Source organism: Pseudomonas sp. LF020 (assembly GCF_053456425.1).
Genome location: NZ_JBRFIX010000004.1, coordinates 265,203 through 277,655 on the forward strand (window position 1 = coordinate 265,203; position 12,453 = coordinate 277,655).

Annotated in this window: 7 protein-coding genes; 6 read left to right on the forward strand and 1 reads right to left on the reverse strand. The window is 61.3% G+C overall.

Annotation, left to right across the window (positions count from 1 at the left end; genetic code table 11):
- Window positions 1-47 precede the first annotated feature (47 nt).
- Window positions 48-1,868 carry a translational GTPase TypA gene (gene typA / locus ACU680_RS11810; protein ID WP_007961739.1) on the forward strand — a complete coding sequence of 607 codons (1,821 nt, stop codon included), beginning with the start codon at window positions 48-50 and terminating at the stop codon, window positions 1,866-1,868.
- 218 nt (window positions 1,869-2,086) lie between these two features.
- Here typA and ACU680_RS11815 read toward each other — a convergent pair whose 3' ends face one another.
- Complete coding sequence (locus tag ACU680_RS11815; protein ID WP_007961740.1) at window positions 2,087-2,524, reverse strand: YkgJ family cysteine cluster protein; 438 nt, start codon at window positions 2,522-2,524, stop codon at window positions 2,087-2,089.
- A 259-nt stretch (window positions 2,525-2,783) separates the two neighbouring features.
- On the opposite strand from ACU680_RS11815, the gene ACU680_RS11820 reads away from it, so the two are divergent.
- The 5 genes from ACU680_RS11820 (at window position 2,784) to ACU680_RS11840 (ending at window position 12,308) form a co-directional block, all read left to right on the forward strand.
- Window positions 2,784-5,234, forward strand: a complete 2,451-nt coding sequence (locus ACU680_RS11820; protein WP_448179525.1) for a glycogen/starch/alpha-glucan phosphorylase — start codon at window positions 2,784-2,786, stop codon at window positions 5,232-5,234.
- Between the two features lie 168 nt (window positions 5,235-5,402).
- Window positions 5,403-8,990 (forward strand): DUF2339 domain-containing protein, encoded by a 3,588-nt coding sequence (locus ACU680_RS11825; protein ID WP_448179526.1) that lies wholly within the window; start codon window positions 5,403-5,405, stop codon window positions 8,988-8,990.
- Complete coding sequence (locus ACU680_RS11830; protein ID WP_448179527.1) at window positions 8,987-10,351, forward strand: DUF3999 domain-containing protein; 1,365 nt, start codon at window positions 8,987-8,989, stop codon at window positions 10,349-10,351. Before ACU680_RS11825 ends, ACU680_RS11830 begins: the two co-directional genes overlap by 4 nt.
- A 340-nt stretch (window positions 10,352-10,691) precedes the next feature.
- Window positions 10,692-11,702: a class 1 fructose-bisphosphatase gene (locus tag ACU680_RS11835; RefSeq protein WP_007961744.1), complete on the forward strand. Its 1,011-nt coding sequence runs from the start codon at window positions 10,692-10,694 to the stop codon at window positions 11,700-11,702.
- Window positions 11,703-11,705: 3 nt separating this feature from the next.
- Complete coding sequence (locus tag ACU680_RS11840) at window positions 11,706-12,308, forward strand: DUF924 family protein (RefSeq protein WP_448179528.1); 603 nt, start codon at window positions 11,706-11,708, stop codon at window positions 12,306-12,308.
- Window positions 12,309-12,453: the final 145 nt, after the last annotated feature.

The window sequence follows — 12,453 nt, forward strand, 5'->3', positions numbered from 1 at the left end:
CTGCCAAGACTTGTCAGCAAACCGAATCCTCTGATCGAGATACACAAGTGATCGAAAATCTACGTAACATCGCCATCATTGCCCACGTTGACCATGGTAAGACCACCCTGGTAGACAAACTCCTGCGTCAATCCGGCACCCTGGAGCGCAACGAGCTCAACGACGAGCGCGTGATGGACTCCAACGACCAGGAAAAAGAGCGCGGTATTACCATTCTGGCGAAAAACACCGCCATCAACTGGAACGGCTACCACATCAACATCGTGGACACCCCGGGCCACGCCGACTTCGGCGGCGAAGTAGAACGCGTAATGTCGATGGTTGACTCCGTTCTGCTGCTGGTTGACGCTCAAGACGGCCCTATGCCGCAAACCCGTTTCGTGACCAAGAAGGCGTTCGAAGCCGGCCTGCGTCCAATCGTGGTGATCAACAAGGTTGACCGTCCAGGCGCGCGTCCGGACTGGGTTCTGGACCAGATCTTCGACCTGTTCGACAACCTCGGTGCTACCGAAGAACAACTGGACTTCCAGGTTGTTTACGCTTCGGCTCTGAACGGCATCGCCGGTCTGGATCACACCGCCATGGGCGAAGACATGACTGCGCTGTACCAGGCAGTTGTCGACCACGTTCCGCCTCCGGCCGTTGACCGTGACGGTCCGTTCCAGATGCAGATCTCCGCTCTGGACTACAACAGCTTCCTGGGTGTTATCGGTGTTGGCCGTATCGCTCGTGGTCGCGTTAAGCCGAACACCCCGGTTGTCGCGATCAGCGCCGACGGCAAGCGCCGCAACGGTCGTATCCTGAAGCTGATGGGTCACCACGGTCTGCACCGCATTGACGTTGAAGAAGCAGCAGCCGGCGACATCGTCTGCATCAGCGGCTTCGACGAGCTGTTCATCTCCGACACCCTGTGCGACATCAACACCGTCGAGGCGATGAAGCCGCTGACCGTTGACGAGCCAACCGTTTCCATGACCTTCCAGGTAAACGACTCGCCATTCTGCGGTAAAGAAGGCAAGTTCGTGACCTCCCGTAACATCAAGGATCGTCTGGACAAAGAGCTGCTGTACAACGTTGCACTGCGCGTTGAAGAAGGCGACTCGGCTGACAAGTTCAAGGTTTCCGGCCGTGGTGAGCTGCACCTCTCGGTACTGATCGAAACCATGCGTCGCGAAGGCTTCGAGCTGGCCCTGGGCCGTCCTGAAGTGATCATCCGTGAAGTTGACGGCGTGAAGCAGGAACCGTTCGAAAACGTCACCATCGACATCCCTGAAGAATCCCAGGGCAAGGTCATGGAAGAGATGGGTCTGCGTAAGGGCGACCTGAGCAACATGGTGCCGGATGGCAAGGGCCGTGTTCGTCTGGAATACAACATCCCTGCTCGCGGTCTGATCGGTTTCCGTAACCAGTTCCTGACCCTGACCAACGGTGCTGGCATCCTGACCTCGATCTTCGATCGTTACGCTCCAGTGAAGTCGGGCCACATGTCCGGCCGTCAGAACGGCGTTCTGGTTTCGGTTGAAACCGGCAAGGCTCTGACCTACTCGCTGGAAACCCTGCAGGCTCGTGGCAAGCTGTTCGTAGAACACGGCCAAGAGATCTACAACGGTCAGATCGTTGGTCAGAACAGCCGCGACAACGACCTGGGTGTGAACCCTACCAAAGGCAAGAAGCTCGACAACATGCGTGCTTCGGGTAAAGACGAAACCATCGCTCTGGTACCACCTGTTCGCTTCACTCTGGAACAGGCTCTGGAATACATCCAGGAAGACGAGCTGTGCGAAGTCACGCCTAAGTCCATCCGTCTTCGCAAGAAGATCCTGGACGAAAGCGAGCGTACCCGCGCTGCCAAGAAAGCCAAGGCATAAGATTTAGCCCAGGCTGAAAAAAAACGCCCCCGGTCGAGAGACCGGGGGCGTTTTTGTTTGTCCTGGATTTGTGCGGTGTTCGTGCTGGCCTCATCGCTGGCAAGCCAGCTCCCACAGGGTTTTGCGTCGCACATGAATCTTGTGTACGACAACAATCAATGTGGGAGCTGGCTTGCCAGCGATGGCGGCCTGACAGGCGCCGAACATTTCAGGAACGATCAGAACTTCTCGATCGACCGCGAATTCTGCACCCGCTCCACTTCTTTCGGCTTGTACGCGCAATACCCCGGCCGCGGGCCGATTTTCGGGTGGTTGCGGCAGGTGTCCGGGCGCTTGTCATAAATGGTGCACAGGCGGCTCTTACGATCCAGGTAGTAGCAATCGTTGTTGCTCATGCGCTGCAGGGTGAAGATCCCCGACTTCTGGTTGAAGCGCTCGACCAGCCCTTCCTTTTGCAGGCGCTTGGCGATGTTCTTTGGCGGATCGCCCAGCTCGAACTCGTCGACCACGCCGATGCGTACCAGGTCCTTGATCTTGACCTCGACCGGCAGGGTGCAGCAGCTGGAGACACAAGAGCCGCACATCGGGGCCGAATATTTGGCCCACGTATCGAGACGGTCGATCTCGGCGGCGGCAATCAGGTTGGGCTTCATCATCGGGGGTTACCAGGCGTGTGTGCATCAGGGCGCGCGATCATACCGGGACTGGTGGATTTTTGAACAACCTTTCGCCAGATTTTTGCAAATGCCGCGCAAGTGCCATTCAGTCCGGCACGGCCCCTGCATTCATTAGCCCACTCGCCAAGCTAATGCCGGGCTATCTCATCGTCTTCGGAAAAACTGCCGAACCTGCGCCTCTACCGTCGGTCAGACCGTCTAGGCTCAGACAATTCCCCGCTCGCTCGAGGTCCAATCGATGACTCAAGAACCACTTGTTCGCGAAGCAGAGGTGGCCGCATTTCGCGACGCCGTCCTGACCAAGCTCACCTATGCGGTGGGCAAAGACCCGGATCACGCCTTCGACCATGACTGGTTCGAAGCCATTGCCCTGGCGGCGCGCGACCACATGGTCGAACACTGGATGGACCACACCCGGCAGATCTACCGCAAAGGCCAGAAGCGGGTGTATTACCTCTCGCTGGAATTTCTCATCGGTCGTTTGCTCTACGACAGCCTGAGCAATCTCGGCCTGCTCGACGTCGCCCGTGAGGCGCTGACCGAACTGGGTGTCGATCTGGAACGCATTCGTCTGCTGGAACCGGATGCGGCACTCGGTAACGGCGGCCTCGGACGTCTGGCGGCGTGCTTCATGGAAAGCATGTCGACCCTCGGCATCGCCGGGCACGGCTACGGCATTCGCTACGAACATGGTCTGTTCCGTCAGGCCATCGTCGATGGCTGGCAGCAGGAACAGACCGAGCACTGGCTGGACTTCGGCAACCCGTGGGAATTCGAGCGCCCGGAAGTGGTGTACTCCATTGGCTTCGGCGGCAGCGTGGAAACCGTCACCGATGCGAGTGGCAAGTCCAAGCAGGTCTGGTCGCCGGCGGAAACCGTACGGGCGATTGCCTACGATACGCCAGTGGTTGGCTGGCGCGGGGCGAGCGTCAACACCCTGCGCCTGTGGCGTGCGCGCGCGATGGAAGATCTGCACCTTGAGCGTTTCAACGCCGGTGACCACTTGGGCGCCGTCGCCGAAGTAGCCCGTGCTGAAAGTATTTCCCGGGTTCTCTATCCGGCCGACAGCACCGAAGCCGGGCAGGAACTGCGCCTGCGTCAGGAATACTTCTTCGTCGCCGCGTCCTTGCAGGACTTGCTGCGTCGCCATCGCAACATGCACACCTCGGTGCTGACCCTGGGCGATCACGCGGCGATCCAGCTCAACGACACCCACCCTTCGATCGCCGTCGCCGAACTGATGCGGCAACTGGTCGACGTCTACGACGTGGCCTGGGATGCGGCGTGGCAAGTCACCGTCGATACCTTGTCGTACACCAACCACACGCTGCTGCCCGAGGCGCTGGAAACCTGGCCGGTCGGTCTGATGGAACGCATGCTGCCGCGGCACATGCAGATCATTTATCTGATCAACGCGCAGCACATCGACTCGCTGCGCGCCAAGGGCATCCACGATTTCGACGTGCTGCGCGCGGTATCGCTGATCGAAGAGGACAACGGGCGCCGGGTGCGCATGGGCAACCTCGCGTTCCTCGGTTCGCACAGTGTCAACGGCGTGTCGGGGCTGCATACGCAATTGATGCGCAAGACCGTATTCGCCGAACTGCACAAGCTCTACCCGGAGCGGATCAACAATAAAACCAACGGCATCACCTTCCGCCGCTGGCTGTTCCAGGCCAACTCCGAACTGACCTCGATGCTGGTCGACTCCCTCGGCCCGGAGGTGCTGGATAACCCGGAAGAGCGCTTGCTCGATCTGGAACCGTTCGCCGAGCAACCCGCCTTCCGCAAAGCCTTCGCCGAACAGCGCCTGCACAGCAAAAAGGCCTTGGCCTATCTGATTCACGAGCGGTTGGGGATCGCGGTCAACCCGGCGGCGATGTTCGACGTGCAGGTCAAACGGATCCACGAATACAAGCGCCAGTTGCTCAACCTGATGCACACCGTGGCGCTTTATCAGGCGATTCGCGCCGAGCCTGAAGTCGACTGGGTACCTCGGGTGAAAATCTTCGCCGGTAAAGCGGCGGCCAGTTATCACCAGGCCAAACTGATCATCAAGCTGACCAACGACATCGCCCGGGTGGTGAACAACGACCCGACCGTGCGGGGTTTGCTGAAGGTGGTGTTTTTGCCCAACTACAACGTCAGCCTGGCCGAAAGCATCATTCCGGCGGCGGACTTGTCCGAGCAGATTTCCACGGCCGGCTTCGAAGCATCGGGCACCAGCAACATGAAGTTCGGCCTCAACGGTGCGCTGACCATCGGCACCCTCGATGGCGCCAACGTGGAGATGTGCGAGCGCATCGGCGCCGAGCACATGTTCATCTTCGGCCTCAGCGCGCAGCAGGTTGAAGCGCGCAAGCAGAACCACGAGTTCAGCGCTGCACCGGACATCGCCGCGTCGCATCGCTTGAGCGATGTGCTGCAGGCGATCCGCAGTGGTGTGTTCTCGCCGGATGACACGTCGCGCTACACCGGGTTGATCGATTCGCTGGTGGACTACGACCGCTTTCTGGTCTGCGCCGACTTCGATTCGTATTGGGAGGCGCAAAAACGCGTCGACGCGCACTGGCACGATTCCAACAACTGGTGGCGTTCGGCAGTGCTCAACACGGCGCGGATGGGCTGGTTCTCGTCCGACCGGACGATTCGCGAGTACGCCACGGATATCTGGAAGGCACTGGAGTAACTTTTCGCTCGGCTCGATATAATCAGCGCGCCGGAAAAGATCGCAGCCTTCGGCAGCTCCTACATGGGTGTTCACATAACCCTGTAGGAGCTGCCGAAGGCTGCGATCTTTTTGGATCAGGCTGCGCTAATCTTCCCGGATTGGCCTTTGCGCTTAGGGATATCGACCATGCAATGGATGTTCATGTTGATCGGGCTGCTGCTCGGCTGGCTGCTCGACGAGTCGTTCAGCGCCGCGTTGCTGGGTGCACTGCTCGGGCTTGTGATCGGGCAAACGCTGCGCATCGCCCGGCTTGGCTCGCAGGCTGCAGAGCAACAGCGCCAACTTGAACAGACTAAAGCGGCTTTGCAAGGCGTCGCTCAGCGCCTGTATCTGCTGGAAGGCTCCCCCTCTCACGCGGTGCCAGCAGCAGGCGCGGAACCGGTCGTCGAACCCGTCATCGTCGCCGAACCGGCACCCGCCGTCACACCGGATCTGGTCTGGGAACTGCCACCCGAACTCGAACCGGTCACCGTCGCTGCGAGCGAAACCAGTCAGCCGCTGCCGGCCGATGTCTGGCATCTGGATGCCATCACCGCCGAGCCAGCACAACCTGCACAACCCGCCGAACCCCGTGGCCCGAACCTGATCGAGCGCGGCATCAGCGCTGCGCGCAACTGGCTGTTCGGTGGCAACACCGTGCTGCGGGTCGGCGTGGTGCTGTTGTTCTTCGGGCTGGCCTTTTTGTTGCGCTATGCCACCGAAGGCATGGTGGTGCCGATCGAATTGCGTTACGCCGGCGTCGCTGCGGCGGCCTTGGCCCTGCTGGCGCTGGGTTGGTGGCTGCGTAAACGCAACAGCAGTTATGCGCTGATCCTGCAGGGCACGGGGATTGCGGTGCTGTACCTGACGGTGTTTGCGGCGATGCGTCTGCATCCGTTGCTCGATCCGTCCGCCGCGCTGGGTTTGCTGGTGGCGGTCACGGTGTTCTCGGCGATTCTCGCCATCACTCAGGATGCTCTTGGACTGGCGGCCGCCGCTGCGCTCGGCGGTTTCGCCGCGCCAATCCTGACCTCGACCGGGGCCGGCAATCACGTCGCGCTGTTCAGCTACTTCGCGCTGCTCAATGCCGGCATCCTCGCCATCGCCTGGTTCAAGGCCTGGCGCCTGCTCAACCTGATCGGTTTTGTCGGTACCTTCGGCATCGCTTTCGCCTGGGGACGGCGTTCCTACGCACCTGAGTTGCTGTGGAGCACCGAGCCGTTCCTGATTCTGTTTTTCTTGATGTATCTGGCCCTCGGCCTGCTGTTCGCCCGGCGCAAGTTGCTCGACATGCCCGATGCACCGGCAGACGGTGACCGCGAGGCGCTGCTGCACTGGTCGGCGCGCAAGGGCGATTACGTCGACGGCACGATGCTGTTCGGCCCGCCGATCGTTGGCTTCGGTCTGCAGTTTGCGCTGGTGCAGCACCTGGAGTTCGCCGCCGCGTTCAGTGCACTGGCACTGGGCGTGATCTACATGGGCCTGGCCCGCGTGTTGATGGGCGGTCGCGCCTTGTTGCTGGGTGAAACCTGTCTGGCGCTGGGGGTGATTTTCGCCAGCCTGGCGATCCCGCTGGGCCTCGATGCGCGCTGGACTTCGGCGGCGTGGGCCGTGGAGGGCGCGGGGATTTTCTGGCTCGGCTTGCGTCAGCAGCGACCGTTCGCCCGAGCGTTTGCCTTGCTGCTGCAACTGGGTTCGGCGCTGGCGTTCCTCAGTCAGTTGCGGGTCGGCGAAAGCAGCCTGCTCGACGGCGCACCGTTGGGCGCATTGATGCTCGGTATCGCGCTGCTGTTCAGTTTCTATCAGTTGCGCAAAGCCACGCCGGAACAGGCATCGCCGTGGGAGCGTCAGGGTTTGCCGGTGCTGGCGGCGCTGGGCCTGACCTTCCTGTACCTGCTGGCACCACTGTTTTTCTTTGTTCAGGCAACAGCGATCAGTTGGGCCTTGGCCGGATTGGTGACCTTGTTTGTCGGCCTGCGCCTGCAATCGCGCACGTTCCTGTTCACCGCGTTCGCTGTGCAGTTGCTCGGCGGTGCGTTGTTCCTGTTGCGCCTGCAAGGTGCAGGCGAGGATTCGGCGGCGGTGTTCAGCGCCGGGTGGAGTGGTTTGCTCAGCGCATCCGTGATTGGTCTGGCGTTGATCGGCGGCATGTTGCTGGCGGCGCGCGACGAGATGGTGCGCGGCGATGTGCGGCTGCTACGCGGGTTGTCGGTGGTGTTGCTGGCGGGGTTGGTGCTGATCAATCTGGCGGTGCTGTTCGTGCTGCCGTGGCAAACCGCGAGTGCGGTGTGGGCGGCGAGCGGTCTGTTGATCATCTGGCTGAGCCTGTACCTCAAACAGCGCGTGAGTTTTGTCTTTGGGCTGTTGTTGCAGTTGATCGGTGGCGCGGCGTTCTTGTTGGCCGGCCCCGAGTTGCTCGGGCCGCTGTCCAGCGAAGGACTGCGGCCGTTGGCCCATGGCGGTTTCTGGACGCCGCTGGTACTGGGGCTGGCCGCGCTGGTCGGTGCCTGGCGTCTGCAACTGGGCAATCACGCCTCGGCCTTCGATGCGCTGAGTTTGCAACGCCTGTCTGAAGTGCTGCTGGTGTGGGGCGCCGGTTGGTGGGCGTTGGCGTGGGTGAGTGAGGTGCTGCGTTTTGCGCCGCTGAATCTGCAGGCGACGCTGTTGCTGCTGATTGCCGCGCTGAGTGTGGCGCTGTGGACATTGTTGGCGCTGCGCCTGAAATGGCCGGCGCTGGGCCTGCTCTGCACCTTGCTGATTCCGGCGGCGGGGCTGGTGCTGCTGGCGGCGTGGCATTCGCGTTATCACCCAGCGGCGAATTTTGGTTGGCTGGCGTGGGTATTGGTGTTCGCCGTGCATTTCTTCAGCCTGCGGCGTCTGGCGCCGATGCTGCCGGCTCAGGCCTTGAGCACTGCGCATGTGCTGGGTTGCTGGCTGCTGATCGGCGTACTGGCGCTGGAGCTGCGCTACGGTCTGCTGCTGTTGTCCGAGCAATACAACGCCTGGCGCTGGCTGGGCTGGGCGATCCTGCCGAGCCTGTATCTGCTGTTGGCGGCGGCTCCGCGCAACTGGCCGTGGCCGGTGGCAGCGTTCCCACGCGAATATCGTTTGTACGCCGCCGCGCCGCTGGCAGTGCTGATGCTGGCGTGGTTCTGGCTGGCCAACGGCGTCAGCGACGGCAATGCCGAACCGCTGCCGTACGTGCCGCTGATCAACCCGCTGGAACTGGGCCTGCTGTTCGCCCTGTTCGGGGTGTACGTGTGGTCGCGTTATGCGGTGACGCAGTTTGCCCTGCGCAAGGATTACGCCGAGTACGCCACGCAACTGGTCGCCGGGATTTCGCTGTTCGCTTTCTGCACCGCGCTGGTGACCCGTGCTGCGCACCATTGGGCGGGGATTCCGTTCGAGCTGGATCTGCTGCTCGAATCGATGCTGGTGCAGGCCGGGTTGTCCATCGTCTGGACCTTGATGGCGTTGGGGCTGATGATCGGCGGACACCTGCGTCACCGGCGCGAAGTGTGGCTGATCGGCGCGGCGCTGATTGCGCTGGTGGTGGCCAAACTGATTTTTGTCGAATTGAGCAACCGTGGCGGCCTCGCCCGGATCGTCTCGTTTATCGGGGTCGGCGTGTTGCTGCTGGTGGTGGGCTATTTCGCACCACTGCCACCGAAACGCGTCGAAGCCGAACCGGTGGCGGACAAACCCGCACCGGATACCGAAGGAGTTTCATCTTGAGTCGCATGCTGAATCTGGGGTGGTTGGCGCTGGGCGTGGTGATGGCTGCCGGCGCCCAGGAAAAACCGGCGGACTTCGCCACGCAGGTGCCACTGACGGTGAGTGGCAACGGCCCGTGGTATCGCCTCGACCTGCCGCTGAGCGCACAATTGCAGGCCCGCCAGACCGATCTCAGCGACCTGCGCGTATTCAACGCCGCCGGCGAACCGCAGGCCTATGCCCTGGCCCGGGAATCGGCGCAGACCCGCGACGACGGGCAGTTGCATGAAGTGAAGTGGTTCCCCTTGTACAACGCCGCCGACGCCAGCGAGCGAGCGCCGAACGTACGCGTGCAATCGACCACCACCGGCACCCTGGTGGAAGTGCAGCCGTCGACTCAACTGGAGGCTGGTGAAGAAGTGCTGCGTGGCTGGTTGCTCGATGCCAGTGCGATCAAGGCGCCGCTGCAGCAGTTGATTCTTGACTGGACCAGCGAGCGTGACGGCTTCCAGCGTTTCAGCATCGAGGCCAGTGATGACTTGCAGCACTGGCAGGCGTGGGGCGAGGGGCAGGTCGCGCGGCTGACCTTTTCCGACGAACGCATCGAACAGCACGAAGTGACGCTGCCGGGGCAATCCGCTCGCTACCTGCGTCTGCTGTGGGATGCGCCAACCTCGGCGCCCATCCTCACGTCGGCGCAACTGAAAAGCAGCGATCCACGCAACGTGCCGCTGCCGTTGGTCTGGTCGCAAGCGCTGGCGGGCAACAGCACCAAGTCCGGCGAGTACACCTGGCAGTTGCCGATGGGCCTGAATGTCGAACGGGTGCAGGTGGAGCTGAAGCAGCCGAACAGTCTGGCACCGGTGACGCTCGCGGGCCGGCGCGAAAGCAGCCTGCCGTGGCAGACGCTGAGCAATGGTTTGCTGTATCGCCTGACCCAGAACGGTCAGGACGTGGTGCAGAACGAATTGCAGGTGTACGGGCAGACTGTGCAGCAGCTGAAACTGAGCGTGGATGAGCGTGGCGGCGGTCTGGGCGAGCAGGCACCGAGTCTGAAATACGCGGTGCGGGCGACGCAGGTGATTTTCCTCGCACGAGGTGACGGGCCTTACAGCCTGGCGCTGGGCAATCCGACGGTGAAAACCGCGAACCTGCCGCTGAGCACGCTGATTCCGGATTTCAAACCGGAGAAACTCGCGGCGCTGGGCAAGGCAACGGTGCAAGGTGAAGTGGTTGCCACACAGGCTGCGCCGGCGACTACGGCGGCAGTGGCCGAGACCAACTGGAAGAAGATCGGCCTGTGGGCGGTGTTGCTGGTGAGTGTGGTTTTTCTCGGAGCGATGGCGTTCAGCTTGTTGCGTAAGCCACCTGCCAATTCCTGAGAATGGCTGGCGCTGCGCGCCAATCGCTGGCAAGCCAGCTCCCACAGGTTATTTGGTGTACGCAAAACAGGTGAGCGACCGAAGTCCTTGTGGGAGCTGGCTTGCCAGCGATGTCGGTCGATCAATCAATAAAAATCCGCAAACTGCCGCTATCAACTCAACCACCACCCGTCCCGAACCGGACTACGCTGATTGCGGTGCATGAACTCTCTCGACCCGATCACGTCTGATACAAGCAATTGCGCCCCAATGCACGTTACCGGGCGTCATCGCTCGCTACGTTTTCAGACTCCCTGTAAACTGCGCGGGTTTTTAGCCCCCCATTCCACCGGAGCCGTCCATGTCCCGCGTTACCCTGAGTCGCTATTTGATTGAGCAGACCCGCAGCAATAACACTCCTGCCGATCTGCGCTTCCTGATCGAAGTGGTGGCGCGTGCCTGCAAAGAGATCAGCCACGCCGTGTCCAAAGGCGCCCTGGGCGGTGTTCTGGGCAGCATGGGCACTGAAAACGTCCAAGGCGAAGTGCAGAAGAAACTCGACGTGCTGTCGAACGAAATCCTGCTCGAAGCCAACGAATGGGGCGGTCACCTGGCCGGCATGGCGTCCGAAGAAATGGACAATGCCTACCAGATCCCGGGCAAATACCCGAAAGGCGCGTACCTGCTGGTGTTCGACCCACTGGACGGCTCGTCGAACATCGACATCAACGCTCCGGTTGGCACCATCTTCTCGGTACTGCGTTGCCCGAACGAATACCTGAGCCAGAATGAGCCACTGAACGAAAAAGCCTTCTTGCAGCCAGGCACCCAGCAGGTGGCTGCCGGTTACGCGATCTACGGCCCGCAGACCATGCTGGTACTGACCCTGGGCGACGGGGTCAAAGGCTTCACCCTGGACCGCGAAATGGGCAGCTTCGTGCTGACCCACGAAGACATCACCATTCCTGAAACCACCCAGGAATTCGCGATCAACATGTCCAACCAGCGCCACTGGGAAGCCCCGGTACAACGCTACGTCAGCGAACTGCTGGCCGGCGAAGAAGGCCCGCTGAAGAAGAACTACAACATGCGCTGGGTCGCGGCGATGGTGGCCGACGTACACCGCATCCTGACCCGTGGCGGACTGTTCATGTACCCACGCGACAGCCGTGAGCCGTCGAAGCCTGGCAAACTGCGTCTGATGTACGAAGCCAACCCGATGTCGTTCTTGGTGGAACAGGCGGGCGGCGCGTCCACCGACGGTCACCAGCGCATCCTCGACATCCAGCCCGAAGGCCTGCACCAGCGCGTAGCGGTGTTCCTTGGTTCGAAAGAAGAAGTCGCCCGCGCTACGGCCTACCACAAGGAATAAACCATGACCGCGCCTTGGCAGCCGTTGCTCGATTGGTGGTTCGGACACGCCGAATCACCGGACGAGATATCGTCTGACAAGGGCAAGTTGTGGTTCGGCAAGAAAGACAGCCAGGACCTCGAAGCGCGTGAGCGTTTCGGGGTCTTTGTCGATCAGGCCCTGGCCGGGGAACTGACCGAGTGGACGCAATCTCCCGAAGGTTGGCTGGCCGTGGTACTGCTGCTCGATCAACTGCCGCGCATGATCTTTCGCGATACACCCAAAGCATTCTCTGGCGATCTTCGTGCGCAGAAACTTGTCGCGCAGGGCATTGCCGCGGACTTCGATCGGCAACTGAAGCCGATTCAGCGGGTATTCATTTATCTGGTGTTCGAACACTGCGAAAACCTCGCGGTGCAGAACGAAGCCGTTTCGCGCTTTATCGATCTGCTGGCTGAGCAGCCGGAAAGCGAGCGGGCGGTGTTTGCCGACAATCTGGACTATGCCGAGCGGCATCGGAAAGTGATTGCGCGGTTTGGACGGTTTCCGCATCGCAATGCGGTGTTGGGGAGGGAGTCGACAGCTGAGGAGTTGGCGTTTTTGAAAGAGCCGGGTTCGCGTTTTTAGGACGATTCTCGGCAACCTCAACAACCAGCCCTCACCCTAACCCTCTCCCGGAGGGAGAGGGGACTGACCGAGGTGGTCTGTCGCTATACATCGACCTGAAGCATCCAGTCGAACTCAGGTTTGAAAAGCTTGAAGATCTACTCCC